At 63.7% G+C, this 19,844-nt stretch carries 14 protein-coding genes; 10 read left to right on the top strand and 4 right to left on the bottom strand.

All coding sequences use genetic code 11. The features are described from left to right. Positions 1 to 12 precede the first annotated feature (12 nt). From FS767_RS06245 to FS767_RS06235, 3 genes are all read left to right on the top strand, one after another. Positions 13 to 4,539, top strand: coding sequence for a hemagglutinin repeat-containing protein (locus tag FS767_RS06245; RefSeq protein WP_144964594.1), 4,527 nt, complete (start codon positions 13 to 15; stop codon positions 4,537 to 4,539). A gap of 139 nt (positions 4,540 to 4,678) precedes the next feature. Next, positions 4,679 to 6,739 (top strand): PhoX family phosphatase, encoded by a 2,061-nt coding sequence (locus FS767_RS06240; RefSeq protein WP_144964593.1) that lies wholly within the window; start codon positions 4,679 to 4,681, stop codon positions 6,737 to 6,739. 750 nt (positions 6,740 to 7,489) lie between these two features. Further along, on the top strand, positions 7,490 to 8,188 hold the full coding sequence (locus FS767_RS06235) for a pirin family protein (protein ID WP_144964592.1): 699 nt from the start codon (positions 7,490 to 7,492) through the stop codon (positions 8,186 to 8,188). Between the two features lie 28 nt (positions 8,189 to 8,216). Here the strand turns inward: FS767_RS06235 and FS767_RS06230 are convergent, their stop codons facing one another. Beyond that, positions 8,217 to 8,708, bottom strand: a complete 492-nt coding sequence (locus FS767_RS06230) for an isochorismatase family protein (protein WP_144964591.1) — start codon at positions 8,706 to 8,708, stop codon at positions 8,217 to 8,219. Positions 8,709 to 8,987: 279 nt separating this feature from the next. Between FS767_RS06230 and mrdA the strand changes: the two genes are divergently transcribed. Further along, a complete protein-coding gene (mrdA, locus tag FS767_RS06225) occupies positions 8,988 to 10,883 on the top strand; it encodes a penicillin-binding protein 2 (protein ID WP_144964590.1) in 1,896 nt (631 codons plus the stop codon). A 32-nt stretch (positions 10,884 to 10,915) separates the two neighbouring features. Here mrdA and FS767_RS06220 read toward each other — a convergent pair whose 3' ends face one another. Further along, the gene (locus FS767_RS06220; protein ID WP_078478485.1) at positions 10,916 to 11,542 is read right to left on the bottom strand and encodes a glutathione S-transferase family protein; all 627 of its coding nucleotides are present in this window, start codon (positions 11,540 to 11,542) and stop codon (positions 10,916 to 10,918) included. Between the two features lie 228 nt (positions 11,543 to 11,770). On the opposite strand from FS767_RS06220, the gene FS767_RS06215 reads away from it, so the two are divergent. The 6 genes from FS767_RS06215 to FS767_RS06190 all read left to right on the top strand — a co-directional run bounded on the left by FS767_RS06215 (position 11,771) and on the right by FS767_RS06190 (position 18,038). Next, positions 11,771 to 12,091, top strand: a complete 321-nt coding sequence (locus FS767_RS06215; RefSeq protein WP_027915726.1) for a DUF2388 domain-containing protein — start codon at positions 11,771 to 11,773, stop codon at positions 12,089 to 12,091. A gap of 119 nt (positions 12,092 to 12,210) precedes the next feature. Beyond that, the gene (glcD, locus tag FS767_RS06210; RefSeq protein ID WP_144964589.1) at positions 12,211 to 13,710 is read left to right on the top strand and encodes a glycolate oxidase subunit GlcD; all 1,500 of its coding nucleotides are present in this window, start codon (positions 12,211 to 12,213) and stop codon (positions 13,708 to 13,710) included. Continuing rightward, complete coding sequence (glcE, locus tag FS767_RS06205; RefSeq protein WP_144964588.1) at positions 13,710 to 14,765, top strand: glycolate oxidase subunit GlcE; 1,056 nt, start codon at positions 13,710 to 13,712, stop codon at positions 14,763 to 14,765. The genes glcD and glcE overlap by 1 nt, the downstream gene beginning before the upstream one ends. A gap of 9 nt (positions 14,766 to 14,774) precedes the next feature. After that, the gene (glcF, locus tag FS767_RS06200) at positions 14,775 to 16,025 is read left to right on the top strand and encodes a glycolate oxidase subunit GlcF (protein WP_144964587.1); all 1,251 of its coding nucleotides are present in this window, start codon (positions 14,775 to 14,777) and stop codon (positions 16,023 to 16,025) included. 124 nt (positions 16,026 to 16,149) lie between these two features. Then, positions 16,150 to 16,524, top strand: a complete 375-nt coding sequence (locus tag FS767_RS06195) for a hypothetical protein (RefSeq protein ID WP_256674234.1) — start codon at positions 16,150 to 16,152, stop codon at positions 16,522 to 16,524. 80 nt (positions 16,525 to 16,604) lie between these two features. Continuing rightward, positions 16,605 to 18,038 carry a PLP-dependent aminotransferase family protein gene (locus tag FS767_RS06190; protein ID WP_144964586.1) on the top strand — a complete coding sequence of 478 codons (1,434 nt, stop codon included), beginning with the start codon at positions 16,605 to 16,607 and terminating at the stop codon, positions 18,036 to 18,038. Here the strand turns inward: FS767_RS06190 and FS767_RS06185 are convergent. Then, the gene (locus tag FS767_RS06185) at positions 18,031 to 19,227 is read right to left on the bottom strand and encodes a CynX/NimT family MFS transporter (protein WP_144964585.1); all 1,197 of its coding nucleotides are present in this window, start codon (positions 19,225 to 19,227) and stop codon (positions 18,031 to 18,033) included. The genes FS767_RS06190 and FS767_RS06185 overlap by 8 nt on opposite strands. Next, positions 19,224 to 19,682: a nucleoside deaminase gene (locus FS767_RS06180; RefSeq protein ID WP_058603313.1), complete on the bottom strand. Its 459-nt coding sequence runs from the start codon at positions 19,680 to 19,682 to the stop codon at positions 19,224 to 19,226. Before FS767_RS06180 ends, FS767_RS06185 begins: the two co-directional genes overlap by 4 nt. Between the last annotated feature and the right edge of the window lie 162 nt (positions 19,683 to 19,844).

The raw sequence follows: 19,844 nt of genomic DNA, 5'->3' as shown, positions 1-19,844 counted from the left end.
ATGAGAAAAACCATGAAGACATCCTCGCCCCCTCTTTGCATCCAGCCCGATACCTTGCGCTGGGCCATCTTTCTGATCGTGCTCGGCTCTACCAGCGCATTGGCCGAAGGCGGCCTGGACGCCGCCAACGGCCCTGGTGGCACCCCGCTCATCAACAACGGCCACGGTGTCCCGGTGATCGAGATCGTCCCGCCCGATGCCAACGGCCTCTCGCACAACCAGTTCAACCAGTACAACGTCGACCGTGCAGGCCTGGTGCTGAACAACGCCACCCAGGCTGGGCAATCGCAGCTGGCCGGTGCCCTGGCCGCCAACCCTCAGTTCCAGGGGCAGGCAGCGTCGACCATCCTCAACGAAGTGGTCAGCCGCAGTGCCTCACTGATTCAGGGCCCCCAGGAAATCTTTGGCCGTGCTGCCGACTACATCCTGGCCAACCCCAACGGCATCACCCTCAACGGCGGCAGCTTCATCAACACCACGCGTGCAGGCTTTCTGGTAGGCACCCCAGAGTTCGAGCAGCAGCAGCTCAAGTACCTCAATACCCTCGACGCCAGCGGCACCCTGCAGGTGCTGGACGGCGGCCAGAGCAATGCCGACGGCGCTCTCGCGTTGATTGCGCCGCGCATCGACAGCCAAGGCCTGCTGGCGGCCGCGACCACCCTGGACATCACCGCTGGCCGCAACCGGATCGATCACGCTAGCGGCGCGGTCGTCGAGCACCGTGCCGCCACGCCGGCCAGCATCGACGCCAGCCTGTTCGGTGCCATGCAGGCGGGGCGCATCCGCGTGGTGAGCACTGCCGAAGGTGCGGGTGTGCGGGTACGAGCCCCCCTGGTCAGTGCCACGGATGGCATCGAAATGGCGTCGGCGGGCAACCTGGACGTGCTGGGTACGGCGGCCAGCCCAGCCGTCCTGCACAGCGGGCAAGGCCCCTTGAAGCTCGATGCACAGGGCGATCTGGTACTGCGCACCGTAGAGGCCAAAGCACCCCGCATCGAAGCCCGGGCGGGCCAGGCCCTGACCCTCGACGCCCAGGCCCTTGAGCGGGTCAAGCATGACAACGAGCAATGGAGCAAGAAGTTCCTGTTCGTCACGCGCGAAACCTACGACCGCGACACCACGACCACCGACACCCAGCAGCACGGCACCCGCCTGGAGGCCGACGACAGCATCGTGCTTACCTCCGGCGGCGACATGCGCATGACCGCCGCCACCTTGCAAGCGGGCAATGGGCTGAATCTGGACAGCGGGGGCAACCTGGACATCCTGGCGGGTATCGACAGCCAGGCCATCCAGGAAAAGATCCGTCACCGCAAGGACCTTTGGCGCGGTGACAGCGACACGGACACCTTCACCGAGCGCGCCCAGGGCAGCACGCTCACCGCAGGGCAGATGCAGGTGCAGACGGCTGGCAACCTGAACGTGCAAGGCAGCACCCTGCACAGCCGCGGCGACCTGGCCATCACGGCCAAGGAGGGCATGATCACCACGACGCAGCTGCAGGAGCAGGGTACGCGCCGTGATTATCGCGGTGACCTGGTGTCCGGTACGTTCTTCGGCGATCACAAGGGCAACGAGAAAAAGGGCCGCAACCTGGCAGGCAGCACCCTCACCAGCGATGGCATCCTGACCGTCACAGCCGACAAGCTCACCGTCAAAGGCAGCACGGTGGTAGGCCAGCAGGATGCGACGCTGCACAGCCAGCAAGGCTCGCTGGCCGTGGAGGCGGACAAAGGCACCAGCACCCGGACCGACCATGCACGCGACAGCAAGCTGTTCGGCCTGATTGCCAGCGACAGCCGCAGCACTGAGCGCAACGAAGCGGTGCTGGTCAGCGAGGTGGGGGCGCAGAGCAACCTGCGCCTGGTCAGTGCCGAGGATTTGCGTATCGAGGGCGCCAATGTCAGCGCTGGCGGTCATCTTGGCCTCGAAGCCAAGGGCAATGTGGCAATCACTGGCACGCAGGCGACCGAGCAACGCGAGGTTCGAAACCAGCAGCGCACCCTCACCGCCAGCGCCGGGCAGACCAAGGAGGCCGACGGCGACAAGCCCGGTTCTCGCCAGTACAAGGCCAGCGTGGGCTATGACGTTGTCACCCGCACTGGCCAGGAGCAGAAAATCGAAAACGTGGGTAGCCAGCTCAAGGGGGCTTTGGTGAGTGTCAAATCCGATGCCGATGTGCAGGTCACCGGTTCCACCATCAACGCCCTGGCCGGGGACCTGGACATCGACGCCCGCAAGGTGACCTTGGGCGCCACTCACACTACCCACGAAACCACCACGACCACCACCCAGAGTGGAGGCGGCCTTACGCTGACCGGCGGGATCGATCGGCTAGGCAGCCAGTTCGATGGTCATCACCAGCGTGGCGTACAGACCAACCGTGAGCAGAAGGTGCAGCGCACCGAACTGCAGGCAAGCGGCAACGTACGGTTGCGCAGCAACGAGCTGGTGACCGAGGCCGCGCGGGTAAACGCTGGCGAAGCATTGCAGGTTACCGCCACCCATATGGAGAACCGTGCGGTGCAGAACATCTCCGAGCAAACCCAACGCCAGGATGACTGGTCTGCCAGCCTCGGCGGGAGCCTGGAATACCGTGATCTCACCCGGCCCATTGAGCGTCTGGTGCTGGGTGAAGAAGCTGCCCGCTTTCAGCAGGCCTCGCCCGAAGACGCGATGGTGGCGCCCAGCGTAGGCGCCGACATGACCGTCGAGCACCTCAAGCGCCTGGAAAACCAGCGCCGTGGCTTTGCCCAAGTCAGCGAACTGTCCGGTGCCAGCGTGCAGGTCAAGGTCGATACCCTCAAGGATCAGGGCACCGCCTGGCGAGCCAATGCGGGCGCGCTCGACATTCAGGCGCAGCACCATGACATGCAGGCTGCGGCCAATACCGAGCACAAGCGCGAGCAGCGCCTGACCGTCGGTGCAGATGCTCGGCTGGATACCACCACCGGTCAGGACCTGAACGTTCGCGCGGCCGGCAACGGCGGTTCTCTGGATCGCCAGAGCACTGTCAGCACGGCTGTGGCGGGCTCCCTGTATGGCCAGCAGGGTATCAAGGTGCAGTTGGGCAGCGATGGTCGTTATGAAGGCACACGTATCGATGGAGGCAAAGGCGACGTGCGCATGCACAGCGAGGGTACGCTGGAACTGGCCCAAGCTACTGACCGTGAAGCGCGCCAATCCAGCCAGCTGGACGGCAATGCCTGGGTCAAGGTAGGCAACCGCCCCGGCAGTACCGGTGTCGATGGGCGCGGCTATCTGGATCATGCGCGCAATGACCAGGCCACCAGCACAGCTCAGGTGGCGCAAATCGACAGCAAGGGCCAGGTGGTGTTGACCAGCCGTGGCGACCTGACGCTCGAAGGCACGCGCATCGGTAGCCGCGAAGCCCCGACGGGCGATATCACGCTGCACAGCGATGGCCAGTTGCAGGTCAAGGCGGCTACCTCCACACAAGAGGCCAGTGGCGCGAAGCTGGGCGGCGGCCTGGAGTTGGCCGCCAAGACCGGCACAACGCAAGGCGGGGGCCTAGGTGGCCACTTTGGCAATGGCAAGCAGGAGGAGAACGCGCGCCAGGCCATCGACGCGCAGTTTGCCAGTAACGGTCGCCTCAGCGTGACCAGCAGCGCACGCGACGCGCAGGCTTTGCAGGTCCAGGGGTTGCAAGCCAGCGCCAAGGAAATCGTGCTCGATGCCATGAACGGCGGCATGCGGCTGGAAGCCTCGTCGAACCAGGAACTGCGCAATAACCTCGACATCACCGCCGGTGCCGGTTTCAACGCCAGCAGTGGCGCACTGGACACGCGGGGCCTGCATGGCCGTCTGAAGGTAGACATGGACAAGCGCGACAACCTCACCTGGAACGCCGGCAACCTGCGTGCCGAGCGCATCGCGCTGCACAGCGGCGGCGATGCCAGCCTCGAAGGCATCAGCCTGGACGCCGCGCGGATCGAAGGTGCCATAGAGGGCGATCTGCGTGTGGCCAGCCTGATGGACCGCGTCAATAACCTCAGCGTCAAGGGTGATGCCAGGCTCAGTCAGGAAAAGAACCCACAAGGCTATGTCAACGCTGCTACATCGCTGGCCGGGCCGCTAGGCGGCAAAGTCGGCGAAAAAGCCGGCCCTGCCCTGAGCAAGGCTGATCCGGGCTTCTCCCCTACCCTGCGACTTGAGGTGGTCCACGAGCAACGCGACAGTGTCGCCCAACAGGCCACGCTCAAAGGCAGCGAGGGCATCGCCTTGCAGGTTGGCGGCAATGCCCAGTTGATCGGTGCCCGCCTGCAATCGGCCAGGGGCGAAGTCAAGCTGGACGCCAACTCGATCAAGCAGCAAACCCTGAGCGGCAGCGACTACCGGCGGGCTGTTTCGATCGATGCGTCCAATTCCCCTGTGGACCTGGGCACCGCCATTGCCGAAATTGCCAAGGGCAAAGGGGCTGCAGAGGGTGAAAACGCCCTGGATCTCGGGCTGATCCGCACCAGTGGGCATAACCGCAACGAGCAGTGGGCATCGAGCCTGGGCGCCAAGCGCGACTGAGCAACCTTGGCAGAGCGCCCCTTTGCGGGGCCTCTTCAAATGCGCCACAGGGTTGCAACGTCCGCTCATGGTTCTGCAAACCAAACGTCACAATCGCCCACTAGAGTGCGGCCTGAACTCTGCAACGCAAGGACATGTGATGAGTCGTGACACCGGCGACAATCTGGACCGCAACCCCAGCACCAACACGGCCATGGCCACCGTCATGGACATTTACCTGAGCCGACGCAGTGTGATGCGCGGCGGCCTGGCCGCCGCCGTCACCCTGATCGCCGGCACCAGCCTGGGCGGTTGTTTCAACGGTGCTGATACCCGCAGGCCCGCCGGCCCTGGCGGGCCGGTCACCGGCAACGCTGCCAGATCAGGGCTGGCGCTGGGCTTCGACTCGATCCCCGGGTCACGCACCGATGCGTGCACCCTTGCCAAGGGCTACCGCGCACGCGTGCTGGCCCCCTGGGGAACACCGCTTAACCGGGACGCCGCGCCCTGGAAGCCGGACGGCAGCAATACCTCTGTCGACCAGGCCAACGCCATGGGCATGCACCATGACGGCATGCATTTCTTCCCCATCGATGGCAGCTCGGATGATGGCTTGCTGGCCATCAACTTCGAGTACATCGACCCTGCAGCCTTGCACCCGGCTGGCCCAACCAGATCGGCTAACGGCAAACGGCCTGCAGAAGAAGTTCGCAAGGAGATCAACGCACATGGCGCTGGCGTAGTACGCCTGCGCAACGTGCACGGCCACTGGCAGGTCGTGGAGAACGATCCACTGAACCGGCGCTTCACCACTGCCTCGCCCATGCACATCAGCGGCCCGCTGCGCGGCACCGCTCACGTCAAGACCCCCTACTCCACCGCCGGCACCCACTGCCGTGGCACCAACAACAACTGCGGCAATGGCTACACGCCCTGGGGCACCTACCTTACGTGTGAAGAGAACTGGCCAGGCATTTTCGTCAACCGAGGCACGTGCCCGGAGGATCAGCGCCGCTTGGGGGTGGCTACCTCCAGCAGTCAGTACCAGTGGGAAAGCGCCGCGGGTGATAGCAGTGAAGACGCTGGCGAGTTTGCCCGTTTCGACGTCACGGCCACAGGCACCAGTGCGCTGGAGGATTACCGTAACGAAGCCAGCACTTACGGCTACATCGTCGAAATCGACCCGTATGACCGCACCGCCCTGGCGACCAAGCGCACGGCGCTGGGGCGTTTTCGTCACGAAGGCTGTGCACCGGGGGTACCCGTCGCCGGTAAGCCTCTGGTGTGGTACATGGGTGACGATTCGAACAACGAGTACCTGTACAAGTGGGTGTCGCAGGCGCCGTGGGACCCCGCCGACGCTCAGGCTGCCGACCGCTTGGCCACCGGGGCCAAGTACCTCGACCACGGCACACTATATGTGGCTCGCTTCGATGCCGATGGCACGGGGGTATGGTTACCGCTGGACGTGCTTACCCCTACCATCGTGGGTGGCACGTTGGGTGCGCGCTTTGGCGACCTGCCAGGCATCTTGCTCAATACCCGTGGTGCTGCCGACGCGGTGGGCGCCACGCCGATGGATCGGCCCGAATGGACCACCGTCAATCCGCTCAACGGCGATGTGTACCTTACGCTGACCAACAACAGTGCGCGCACACCGGACAAGGTTGATGCGGCCAATCCACGCGGGCCCAATCGTCATGGTCATATCATTCGCTGGCATGACAGCGACGATCACCTGCGTTTCACCTGGGACATCTTCGTGTTTGGCGCCAACGCGGGCGGTGCGGCTGAGATCAACCGTTCTGGCTTGACGGAGCTGAACCAGTTCGCCAGCCCTGACGGGATGCGATTCGATAGTCGCGGGGTGCTGTGGTTCGAGACGGATAACAGTGAGTCGACGGTCAGTGACTACACCAATGACCAGCTGTTGGCGGTGATTCCAGGTCTGCTGGTGGATGCGGCGGGGCGGCAGGTGCCGGTGAATGGGGAGAACCAAGGGGGGTTGCGGCGGTTTTTCGTGGGGCCCAATGGGTGTGAGGTGACGGGGATTGCGTTTACGCCGGATAACAGGACGTTGTTTGTCAATATTCAGCATCCGGGGAACTGGCCAGTTTCGGAAGATGCTACCGAGGGTGCTTTTGGGGGGAAGCGGGTTAGGCCGCGGTCTTCTACGGTGGTGATTCAGCGGGAGGATGGGGGGGAGATTGGGACGGGTTGATTGGGTGCTGGATGGGGGTTCTTATGTTATTCGGTTTTAGGTCCTGAGTTCAGAGCTCCAAGCTCCAAGCTCCAAGCTCCAAGCTCCAAGCTCCAAGCTCCAAGCTCCAAGCTCCAAGTTTTCAGATCTAAGTTCTAAGTTCTAAGTTCTAAGTTCTAAGCTCTAAGTTCTAAGTTCTAAGTTCTAAGCTCTAAGCTCTAAGCTCTAAGCTCTAAGCTCTAAATTTTATTGAGAAATTTAAGCGGATGCGGGGGCGCTTTTATCGATGAGATATTCATTGGCGAGGGTGGCGCACAGTCACCTTTCCGCCCTTACGGCGGCTCACTTTTTGTCTTGTCAAAAAGTGAGCAAAAACCGCCTGCTCCTATCATCCGGCCCCTACGCTGCGCTCCGGGGTTCCCTCGCTCCGGGCTTGCTCCCGGGAGGACCGCGCTGCAGGCCCCATCCTGGGGCCCAGCGCTTGACAGGCATCCATGCCTGTCACCTCCCTCCGCAAGCCCTGCGCTCGGCCTCCTGAAGTCGCGATCTGCGGCGCCTGAACTACCGCGCGCTTAGAAGCAAAAGCAAAAGCAACGGCAACGGCAACGGCAACGGCAACGGCAACGGCAACGGCAACGGCAACGGCAACATAGGACCGTGGCGCCAAAAGGCTATCGATTTATTCGATAAAATAAAGCCGATATTTACGCTTATTTTAGATGTTTAAGAAGCGCATGATGGCCCTATTCCACCTTTTGAAGGAGTCCAATCATGCTTCAACTACGACCATTCAACACCCTCGGCGCCGCCAACCACGGCTGGCTCGATGCGCATCATCACTTCTCGTTCGCCGAGTACTACGACCCAACCCGCATGCACTGGGGCAACCTGCGAGTCTGGAACGACGACATCATTGCCGCTGGCAGCGGGTTCCCACCCCACCCTCACCGGGACATGGAAATCATCACCTACGTCCGCGAAGGGGCCATTACCCATGAAGACAATCTGGGCAATAAAGGCCGGACCGAGGCTGGCGACGTGCAGGTGATGAGCGCCGGCACAGGCATCGCGCACAGTGAGTACACCCAAGAGGACAGCGAGGCGCGCATTTTCCAGATCTGGATCGTGCCCGAGCGCACTGGTGATGCACCGTCCTGGGGTACACGCCCGTTTCCCAAGGGTGAACGCGGCGAAGGCTTCGTGACCCTGGCCAGTGGCAGAGATGGCGATGAAGGCAGCCTGCCGATTCGTACCGATGCCCGCCTGGTCGCCGCAACGCTGCGCGCCGGAGAAACCGCCGAATACCGGTTCGACCCCAAGCGTCGCGGCTACCTCGTCCCGGCCAAGGGCCGCATCGAGGTCAATGGGCTGCAGGCCAATGCCCGGGACGGCGTGGCCATCGCCGAGGAAACGCTGCTGCAGGTCACCGCCCTGGAAGACAGCGAGATCGTGCTGGTGGACGTCGCCTGAAACGCTGGCACTCAGCCGGGCCGGCCCCTCAAGGATTGCCCGGCTGAGCCAGCTCAGCCAGCACTTCGGCGGACGTGATGACCTGGCGGAAATGATGCTCCCACAAGGCGATGCCCATCTTCGCCGTGCGATCCAGCGAGGAGCCGACAGTCATGTCGGTCACCAGAGTCGGCATCAACCCGGCATCGAACAGCGCGAAACCGGCTGCCAGCACACAGGTGTCGGTCTGCAAACCGCTCACCAGCACACGCTCCACCCCGAGACCGCGCAGGTACTCGATCATCTCTTTATCCGGTCCGTAACCATGCTTGATGAACACCCGATCGGCTTCGATCAGGCTTTCATCCTGGGCAGCCGGGTGCCAGCCCAATTGCCGCTCGAAAGGTGTCACCCGCTCATTGTGCAACTCGACCGAGGCGATGGTAGGTATGTTGGCCGACAGCAGTCGCAGGCCGTCGACCAACCATTCCGGCGGGCTGAATGTGGACTGCACGTCCACGATGAGCAGGACCTGACGCATGAGCACCTTCCGTCATGAAAAAGTCACGGAGTATACCCGCCTGGGCCTGACAAGCGCGTTGAAGCCCTACCCACTCATGCACGACGATGCTCGGCCAGGCTGATGAACAAATCTTCATGCAGGCTTGAGCCCCGCAGGCTCGGGCGGCCTGGGCGCGGCCCACCTCACCGCGCTGCGCGGCGCCTTGAGGCGGGCATGCAGCTTGCGTAGCATCACTGCCCCACCCGGCACCAGCCCGTTACCAACGCCTGCCCGCCCAGCTTTCTACAGACAGAGCCCATGCCCCAACCGATCCCCCTCAAGGACCATGAAAAGGAAAAGCACCTGGTCAACCGCCGGCTCCTGGCCTGCGCTGCGCTGGTCTTCAGCCTGGTCGCCATCCTGATTGGTCGGTTGTATGTGCTGCAAGTCATCCAGCATGACCAGCAAAGCGCTGTGTCAGAGAACAATCGCGTCCATGTGCTGCCGATCGCACCCGAGCGAGGCTTGATCTACGACCGCAATGGCACTGTGCTGGCCGACAACAAGCCCAGCTTCGACCTGACCATGACCCGTGAACGGACCGGCGGCGACAGCGCCAAGGTGCTCGACACCCTGACCCAGGTGTTGGGGCTGGATGACGAGGACCGCAAGCAGTTCGACAAGGACCTGCGACGCGGGCGCAAACCCTTCGAGCCGGTCACCTTGATGGTGGGCTTGAACGAACAGCAGATTGCCTTGATTGCCGTCAACCAGTTCCGGCTGCCGGGCCTTGAGGTGGAGCCGCAATTCATTCGCGAATACCCGCTGGGCGAGCACTTCGCCCATTCGGTCGGCTACGTAGGCCGCATCAACGAAAAAGAGGCCAAGACCCTGGACAGCACCGAGTACCGGGGGACTCAGTCGATCGGCAAGACGGGCATCGAACGTTTCTATGAAAGTCAGTTGCACGGCCACGTAGGCTACGAGGAAGTCGAGACCAACGCCCAGGGCCGGGTGATGCGTGTGCTCAATCACAAGGCCCCCACGCCAGGCCAGGACATCGTGCTGACCCTCGATGCCCACCTGCAACTGGCGGCGGAAAAGGCCCTGGGCGAGCGCCGAGGCTCGGTGGTGGTGCTGGACCCGGCCAACGGCGATGTGCTGGCGATGGTCAGCAACCCGGGGTTCGATCCCAACCTGTTCGTCAAGGGCATCAGCTTCAAGCAGTACGCACAACTGCGCGACTCCATCGACCGCCCCCTGTTCAACCGCGTGCTGCGCGGGCTGTATGCCCCAGGTTCGACGGTCAAGCCCGAAGTGGCCATTGCCGGGCTGGACAGCGGCGTGATCACGCCGAGCAACCGGGTGTTCGACCCGGGTTACTACGAGTTGCCCAACTACGATCACAAATACCGTAACTGGAACCGCAGCGGTGATGGCTGGGTAGACATGTACACCGCGATCATGCGTTCCAACGACACCTACTTCTACGACCTGGCGCACAAACTGGGTATCGAGCGCCTGCACGACTACATGGCCGAATTCGGCCTTGGCCAGAAGGTGTCGCTGGACATGTTCGAAGAAGCGGCAGGGCTGATGCCTTCGGCCCAATGGAAGCGCGCGACCCGCCGACAGCCCTGGTTCCCCGGTGAAACGTTGATTCTGGGTATTGGTCAGGGCTACATGCAGGTCACGCCATTGCAACTGGCGCAAGCCACCAGCCTGCTGGCCAGCAAAGGCGTATGGCATCGCCCGCACCTGGCGATGACCGTCGGTGGCGATGCGCCCATCGATCCTAACCCCATGCCCGATATCGTGCTGCACGACAAACGCGCCTGGGATCAGGTGAGCCAGGGTATGCAAATGGTCATGCACGACCCGCGCGGCATCGCGCGCGCTGCCGCCGCTGGCGCGCAATACCGCATTGCCGGCAAGAGCGGTACGGCCCAGGTGGTGGCCATCAAGCAAGGGGAACGCTACAACCGCAACAAGACCCTGGAACGACACCGTGACAACGCCTTGTTCGTCGGGTTCGCCCCGGCCGAGCACCCCAGCGTGGTCGTGGCGGTGATGATCGAAAACGGCGAAGCCGGTGGGCGGGTGGCAGGCCCGGTAGTGCGCGAGGTCATGGATGCCTACCTGCTGGACGAACAAGGTCATCTAAAGCCCGAATACGCCGGCAGCTCGGCGGGCAAGTCACCTGCCCACGGCTGAAAGCAAAGCCCGCAGGCGGTCAGGCCTTGCGTTCAGGGCGCAACGCGGGGCATCAGATCGTAGGGGTGCTGCCACCCCGGCAACGCCTGCAGTCGCGCTTTCCAGGCTTCGATGTGCGTGTACTGCTGCACGTTCATGCCGGTATCCTCGGGCATGAACACATAACCGGCCAGCGACAAGTCGGCGATGGTCACCCGCGCGCCGACCATGAACGGTGTACCGGCCAGGTGCGCATCGACGATGCGGTAGGCCGCGGCGGCCCGCTCGCGCAGGAACGTCGTCACCTCGGTTTCGCCCGTCTTCTTCAGGCACAACAAAAAGCGCAGCGCCGCGTAGTAGCTGGTGAACTTGTGGTTGTCGAACAGCATCCAGCGCCAGATCTCACGCCGCTCTTCTTCACTCTGGGGGCCGAACTGGCCTGTTTGTGCGCTCAAGTAGTCGAGGATCAACGCCGACTGGGTCAAGCAGGTGCCCCCATGCATCAGCACCGGCACCTCACCCTGCTCGTTCACCTCGTCGCGCCACATCGGGTCACGGGTCTGGCCATTGAAGAAGTCCACGAACACCGGCTGCCAGTCCTGGCCGGTCAGTTCGAGCATCAGCGCAGCCTTGTAGGCATTGCCGGATTCGGCGAAACAATGCAGCGTGTACTCGGACATGGTGCAGCCCTCTATGGCTGTCGGGGTAGGCCGCTGAGCAGAGCACGCGGATGCCGATGCGGTCAATCCGGGCCTGACGTCGATGTTGGCCAGGCCCGTTGACCCGCCCAACCCTGCCCCGCCTGAGCAGACCATCGGCTAACGCTTCGGTGAGGGAACTCCACCTGCATGCGTAGCCTCTCACCAATAGTGGTAATCCCCTGGGCTTCACCTATTGGAGAACACGACATGCGCCAACTTGCCCTCGTACCCGCACTGCTGCTTCTATTGCCTGCCGGCGCTGCCATGGCCCGCGTCGACGGCCGCGACATTGCCACTTCGGCCGGTGTCTCGGCTTCGCTGTACTCGACGTTCAAGGATGACAAACGCATCATTCCTGCCCGTGACGAGCTGTCTGCGTTCGTCGCCAGCGGTGGTGCCATTCGTGGTGCCTACGTGGAAGCTGCCTTGCAGCAAGCACGCAAGGACCACCCCGGCCTGCAAGTCAACGATGAAGAACTCGCTCGCGCCATCCTCTCCCAGGACGACCCTCTGGTCGCCCAGCAATGACTGCCGCCGGCGTTGGCCCTCGTTGTGGCCAGCGCCGGTCGTAGCCCGCCCCGCAAGCCCTAAGTCCAGACTGGGGCTACACTCGTCATGACCCTATAAGAACAACGCATCCAGGTGAGATGACGATGCTGTATGACGAACGCGTCGACGGCGCGCTGCCGACGGTTGATCGCGAGCTTTTGATTCAGTGCCTGCGCGATGCGCTGCCTGACCTTAAGGTGCTGCACCGCGATGAAGACCTCAAGCCGTATGAATGCGACGGTCTGGCGGCGTACCGTACGGTGCCGCTGCTGGTGGTGTTACCCGAGCGCGTAGACCAGGTGCAGAGTGTGCTGCAGCTTTGCCACCGGCTCACCGTACCGGTCGTGGCTCGCGGCGCCGGGACCGGGCTGTCTGGCGGTGCCATGCCCTTGGCCAAAGGCGTGTTGCTGGTGATGGCGCGGCTCAATCGTATTCTCGAAGTCAGCCCCCAAGGCCGCTTCGCTCGCGTCCAGCCGGGCGTGCGCAACTTGGCCATTTCCCAGGCCGCCGCCCCTTACGGGTTGTACTACGCCCCCGACCCTTCATCGCAGATCGCCTGCACCATCGGCGGCAATGTCGCTGAAAACGCAGGCGGCGTGCATTGCCTGAAATACGGCCTGACCGTTCATAACATCCTCAAACTGGAGGTGTTTACCGTGGAAGGTGAACGGCTGACCCTGGGTAGCGATGCGCTCGACAGCCCTGGGTTCGACCTTCTAGCGCTGTTCACCGGCTCCGAAGGCATGCTGGGGATCGTCACCGAGGTGACCGTGCGGCTGCTACCCAAGCCACCCGTGGCACGGGTCCTGCTGGCCAGCTTCGACCGGGTCGAGGACGCCGCGCGGTCCGTTGCCCACATCATTGCCGCCGGCATCATTCCCGGGGGCCTGGAAATGATGGATAACCTGGCCATTCGGGCGGCCGAGGACTTCATCCATGCCGGATACCCAGTGGAGGCAGCCGCCATCCTCTTGTGTGAACTCGACGGGGTCGAGGCCGATGTGCACGAAGACTGCGAACGGGTGGCCACACTGTTCACCCAGGCCGGTGCCAGCGAGGTGCGGCTGGCGTGTGACGAGGCGCAGCGTGCACGGTTCTGGGCAGGACGCAAGAATGCCTTCCCTGCCGTCGGCCGCTTGTCCCCGGACTACTACTGCATGGACGGTACGATTCCGCGGCGTGAGCTACCCCGCGTGCTGGTGCGGATTAGTGAAATGGCGCGCGAGCATGGGCTGCGGGTGGCCAATGTGTTCCATGCAGGTGACGGCAATATGCACCCGCTGATCCTGTTCGACGCCAACCAGCCTGGCGAGCTGGAGCGGGCCGAGTCCCTGGGTGGAAAAATCCTGGAGCTGTGCGTGGCCGTTGGTGGGAGCATCACCGGGGAGCATGGGGTCGGCCGGGAGAAGATCAACCAGATGTGCGCCCAGTTCACCCATGACGAGCTGCGGGTGTTTCACGCCGTCAAGGCTGCATTCGACCCGCAAGGCTCGCTCAACCCTGGCAAGAACATTCCCACGCTGCACCGCTGCGCCGAATTCGGTGCGCTGCACGTGCACCACGGGCAGTTGCCCTTCCCTGCGCTGGAGCGGTTTTGATGGGCACGGACCAGGATGCAAGCCAGGCGTTGCTCGAGCAGGTTCGCCAGGCGCTGGATGCCGGTACGCCCTTGCGCATCCAGGGCAGTGGCAGCAAGGCCATGATCGGCCATGCCGTCAACGGGCAAGTGCTCGATACACGCGGCCATCGCGGCATCGTCAGTTACGACCCCACGGAGCTGGTGTTGACGGCTCGCGCCGGTACGCCGTTGCGCGACATCGAGGCGGCGTTGCAGGAAAAGGGGCAGATGCTGGCGTGCGAGCCACCGCACCTGGGCCCGGGTGCCACCTTGGGCGGCATGGTGGCGGCTGGCTTGTCCGGGCCCAGGCGGCCCTGGTCAGGATCGGTCCGTGACTTCGTGCTGGGCACACAGGTAATCACAGGCCAGGGCAGCGTGCTGCGCTTCGGCGGCCAAGTGATGAAAAACGTGGCCGGGTATGATCTTTCACGGTTGCTGGCAGGCAGTTTCGGCTGCCTGGGTGTGCTGACCGAGGTGTCGCTCAAGGTCCTGCCCGTGCCGCGGCACTGCGTAAGCCTGCGCCTTGGAATGGATCGCAGCCAGGCCTTGGCCGCGCTCACGCGCTGGGGCTCGGAACCACTGCCGCTCAGTGGTGCCTGCCACGATGGACAAGCATTGTTCGTGCGCCTGGAAGGTGGCGAGGGTTCGGTAGCGTCGGCCCGCCAGCGCCTGGGGGGCGAGTACGTGGACGGCGAGTTCTGGACGCAACTGCGTGAGCAGCGCCTGGCATTCTTCACCCAGGGCAGCGAGCCCTTGTGGCGTGTGTCGGTACCCCTCGCAACAGGTGAACTGCACCTGCCGGGACGCCAATGGCTGGACTGGGCAGGCGCCCAGCGCTGGCTGCGGACAGACGCCCCAGCCCATGCCATTCACCGCATCGCCGAACAGGCGGGTGGCCACGCGCTGTGCCTCACCCCAGGCCAGGCCCCCTACCCGCCCTTGTCGGAGCCGCTGATGCGTTACCACCGGAGCCTCAAGGCCCAACTGGACCCCAAGCGCATCTTCAATCCTGGCCGTCTGTACCCGGACCTCTGAGGGCAGCCCATGCAGACCAACCTGAGTGACAGCGCACGCACACTCGAGCGCGCCGACGAGGCAGAACGCATCCTGCGCGCGTGCGTACATTGCGGCTTCTGCACCGCGACCTGCCCCACCTACCAGCTGCTTGGCGATGAGCTCGATGGCCCGCGCGGGCGCATCTACCTGATCAAGCAGGTGCTCGAAGGCCAGCCCGCCACTACCAGCACTCAGTCTCACCTGGACCGATGCCTGTCGTGTCGCAGCTGCGAAACCACTTGCCCGTCGGGTGTGCGTTACCACGACCTGCTGGACATTGGCCGAGACGTCGTGGAGCAGCAGGTGCCAAGGCCACTGGGCCAGCGCCTGTTACGTCACGGCCTGCGCTTTGCGATGGTGCGCCCCGCCGTTTTCAAGGCCCTGCTGCGAACTGGCCAAGCCCTGCGCCCCTGGCTACCGGCGCAGGCCCAGCAAAAGGTGCCTTTGCAAAAGGCGGCTGGCCTGATGCGCCCGGCGGTTCGCCATCCGCGGCGTGTCCTGATGCTCGAGGGGTGTGTGCAACCGGCATTGTCACCGGCGACCAACGCCGCGGCGGCGCGCATGCTTGATCGCCTCGGTATCAGCGTGACCCCTGCACCGGCCGAAGGTTGCTGTGGAGCAGTGGACTACCACCTCAATGCCCAGGCGCAAGGCTTGCAGCGCGCACGGAGGCGCATCGATGCCTGGTGGCCAGCCGTTGAGGCCGGCATCGAGGCCATCGTGATCCCAGCAAGCGGCTGCGCCGCGTTCGTGCGCGAGTATGCTCACCTGTTGGCTGCCGACCCGGCCTATGCAGCCAAGGCGGCGCGGGTCAGCAGCCTGTGCCGTGACCTGGTGGAAGTCCTGGGGGAGGCGCCCATCGAGCAGCTGGCGGTGCCCGCCGGACGGCGCCTGGCGTTTCACTGTCCGTGCACTCTGCAACATGCCTTGAAACTGGGTGGCGCTGTGGAAGCGCTATTGATCCGGCTGGGGTTTACCCTGACTCCGGTCACCGATGCCCACCTGTGCTGTGGCTCGGCAGGCACCTATTCGCTGACCCAGCCAGGGTTGTCCAGGCAGCTGCGCGACAACCGGCTGGACGCCCTGGAACGCGGGCAACCGGACGAGATAGCCACCGCCAACATCGGCTGCCAGGTACATTTGAATGGCGCAGGGCGCACCGCGGTTCGGCACTGGGTAGAGATCGTCGAAGAAGCGCTCAGGCACGCAGAAGATCGCGCCGGGGCGATCGAGGGATAGGCACCCCCTGCCGCCTTGTGCATCTCGTCCTTGGTAAGCTTCATCGTCGCCCATTTACTTTATTGGGATTTTTCACCAGTCAACCTAGGAACCGTCCTACTTGTCGCATGGCAGAGCAGAAAACATGATCGACGCAGTCGCCCCCACACAGGACGCTGGCATGCTCGCCAACCCGCACCTTCTTGCCGAACTGCGCAGCCACCTGCGCGAACTGCTCACCCATGACCTGGCTAACCCAGACCAGGACCCTCATCTCTCTGGCGTCATGTTCTTCTGCGTCACCGACGAGCCATCCAGGCAATTGATCGAGCGAATCGAACTGCTCGCCAGCGAAGCGTTTTTCGATGCTCGGGGCCGGGCCATCACCCATCACATGAAGGCCGCCGTCGTGGAAGGGGTTCAGATCAAGCGCTGCCGTAGCGCCCCTGCCGACGAAACCCGCATCCGCATCATTCTCTCGGGCAAAGGCTACATCACGGTGAGCATGGCCAGGGCGTAAGCAGTCTTGCTGCTGCGTGAGCAGGCACCTCGCCGTACGCAATCCGCTATCCTGAGCGCTCTCTTGCTTTGGAATGCTCCATGGAACTGCATATTCGCCTGGTGGGCCGCAAAGGCTTGGCTGCCCAGCTCTACGCGCAGTTGCGCGCGGGCATCGAATGCGGTCACCTGGCGGCTGGCAGCCAGTTGCCGCCCAGCCGCCTGCTGGCCGAGCAATTGGGAGTGTCGCGCAAGACCGTCGCGGACGCCTATGCGCGCCTCACCCAGGACAACCTGCTGAGCGCGGTAGTCGGCCGGGGTACGTTCATCAATACGCTTGCACCCAAGCGCAGCGCGCCGCCAAGCGCCTTGACCCTTGCCGGCGATGCGTCGCTCAGGCGCTGGCAATCCCGCGCCACCGTACTGGGCCAACGTCAAGCGCAATCGGGAGTGCGCTATGACTTCATCGGCGGTGTGGCGAGCAAGGCGCTATTCCCGTTCGACCTGTGGCGCAGCTGCCTGAACTACGCCGTGCGGCGAAGCCAGCATCATCCACAGCGGCATTTCCCAGCCCAGGGCCTTGCGGAACTGCGCGAGGTCATCGCCCACCATATCGCCTACGCCCGGGGCGTGCACTGCACGGCTGACGATATCCTTGTGTGCAACGGCGCCCAGCAGGCCCTGGACCTGATCGCCAGGGTGCTGGTGGAGCCTGGCTGCAAGGTCGCCATGGAGGATCCGGGGTATCCGCCGGCACGGCAGCTGTTCCTGGCCTTGGGCGCCCAGCTGCAGGGGGTGCCGGTGGATGAAGAAGGTTTGCGCGTTGACCAGATTGCCGAGGGCACGCGGCTGATCTATGTCACGCCTTCGCACCAGTTCCCATTGGGCATGCCGATGGGCGAGACACGCCGGCGAGCGCTGCTGGCCCGGGCAGCCGCGTTGGGTGCGCTGATCATCGAGGACGACTACGACTGCGAATTCCGCTATCTGGGGCCTAGGGCCGATGCGCTGCAACGCCTGGACACCCAGGGCCTTGTGGCTTACGTCGGCACGTTCTCCAAGACCCTGCTCCCGGAGTTGCGCCTGGGTTATGCCGTTTTGCCAGAAGCCGTGCTCAAGGCCAGTTGCGTGGCCAAGCAATTGAGCGACTGGCACAGCCCGACCCTGCTGCAGTGGGCCCTGGCCCGCTTCGTGGAACAGGGGCATCTGAACCGGCACATCCGCCGTTGCCATGAGGTATACAGCGCGCGTCGCGATCGCGTGTTGCAGCGTCTGGACGACGACCTTGCCCCTTGGCTCAGGGCCATTCCCGCCGAGGCGGGGTTTCATCTAAGTGCCTTGGCGCAAAGGGGGTTCGACGTGGAGCACCTGGTCGAACAGGCACGCAAGGTCGACCTGGGCATTTACTCACTCGCCCCGTTCTTCAATGAAACGCCAGTGCGTCCGGGGCTGTTGATGGGCTTTGGTGCCATTGAAATGCTCGACATCGACCCAGCACTCGACCGACTGCGCGATACCCTGCGGCGAATCAGCTGAGGGCATCGACGTTATCGACCGGGACGGGTCGAGCTAAGGCCTTCGCGTAGCTCTGTGGGCTGAAGGCTATCGTCACCAGCAGCATCGTCAACACGCTGGCCGTGAGCACGGTCCACGCGCTTTGAAAATCACCGTCGAGCGCACGCAGCCACCCGACGATGTACGGCACACAGCCGGTGATGATGAAGCCGATACCCTGGACGAAACCCGCCAGGCCGCCGGCTTCGGCTGGCGTAGGAAGATGTTCGAGGGTCAGGGTCAGGCTTTGGCTGAAACAGGCGCCCAGCCCGAACCCGATCAACGCTACCCAAAGCCCTGGTGCGGCGGTGGGTGCCATCAGTAACCCCATGAACCCCACCAGCTGAATCGACAGCGCCAGCGCAAGGCCTGGGCGCCGATCCACCCAGCGCCTGAGCAGCAGCGGCAGGCCCAATGCGCCCAGTACCTGGAATAGGGTCATCAGCCCCACCAGGTCGGCGCCTCCCTGTGCGCTGCCACCCTGCTCCAGATAAAACGCTGGCAGCCAGGCCACCATGCTGGTGTAGCCTCCATTGATCAAACCGAAGTACACGGCCAGCAACCAGGCCCGTCGGTGGCCAAACCAGTGCCCGCCGTTTCCTTTGAACACTGGGGACCGTATGTTGCGTGGCCGCAGGATGAGCCATGCCAGCATGGCAAGCATCGCCGGTGCGGCCCAGACCCCCAGGCCCATTTGCCATTGCCCGGAATACTCAGCCAGGTGCGGGCCCAGCACAGCAGCCAGCCCGCCGCCGCTCATCAAGGCAGCCGAGTACAGGCCCATTGCGCCAGCAAGCCGCCCCGGAAACCAGCGATTGACCAGCCCCGGCATCATGCCTTGCACCACCGCCACGCCCAAGCCTGCGAGCACGGCGCTGGCAACCAGTGCCCAGGCACTTTGAAGTTGCAACCGCCACAGGCACGCCAGCGCGATGGCCGCCAAACCACCGAGCATGCCGGCATGTTCGCTCAGCCATCGGCGTGACCAAGGGTGCAGTAATGGAACCGCTCCCATGCACAACACCGGCAGCGCCGTCAGCAATGCCGCTTGCTGATAACCCAGGCCGGTACTGATGCGCATTGGCTCGAGCAAAGGGCCGATGCTGGTCAGGATGGGGCGCAGGTTCAAGGCCAGCAGCACGACCAGCATCGCTCTCCAGACTACTGTCATTGATCGTTGGCCTGTTGCCACTGAGCGTACAGTCCGCTTTCGTCGTCGGGCTTGAAGGCGCGCAGCGGCAATGACTGCTGCTGGGGCGCACGCGTCATCTGCGCGTACAAGTCAGCAGTGGACAGCCCGTAAGGCTGGCCTTCGTCATTGTCATAGGCGAACCAGGCCTGGCTGATACCGCACAGGTGCATGGCCGCCAGGCACATGGGGCATGGGTGGCCGCTGGCATACACCTGGGCGCCGTCAAGACGGGCGCGCCCCAGCGCCTGGCTGGCCTGGCGGATGACTTGCATCTCGGCATGGGTGGTCGGGTCTTGTGAGCGGTGGATCTCATTGACACCGCGCGCCACGACCTGGCCTTGGTACACCAGGACGGCACCGAACGGCCGGCCTCCGGCTGCGATGTTGGCGCGTGCCAGTTCGAGGGCCTCGCGCATGAAACGGACTTCTGGCATGGCTCGATCTCCTTGGATGGGACGGGTCATTATCCTGAGTCGGTGGCAGTGGCAGAAATGAAGAGATTGGATGCCTGTCAGTGGGGATGCGAATGGTGGATTGGCCTCCCCAAAGATGAGCGGATTGGCTATCGGACGTATCGGTGCCCGAGGGTATTGTGA

Source organism: Pseudomonas sp. DE0010 (assembly GCF_007680745.1).
GTDB classification, from domain to species: domain Bacteria; phylum Pseudomonadota; class Gammaproteobacteria; order Pseudomonadales; family Pseudomonadaceae; genus Aquipseudomonas; species Aquipseudomonas parafulva_B.
Note: the sequence above shows the minus strand (reverse complement) of the source record. Positions and strands in the feature narration are given on the sequence as shown.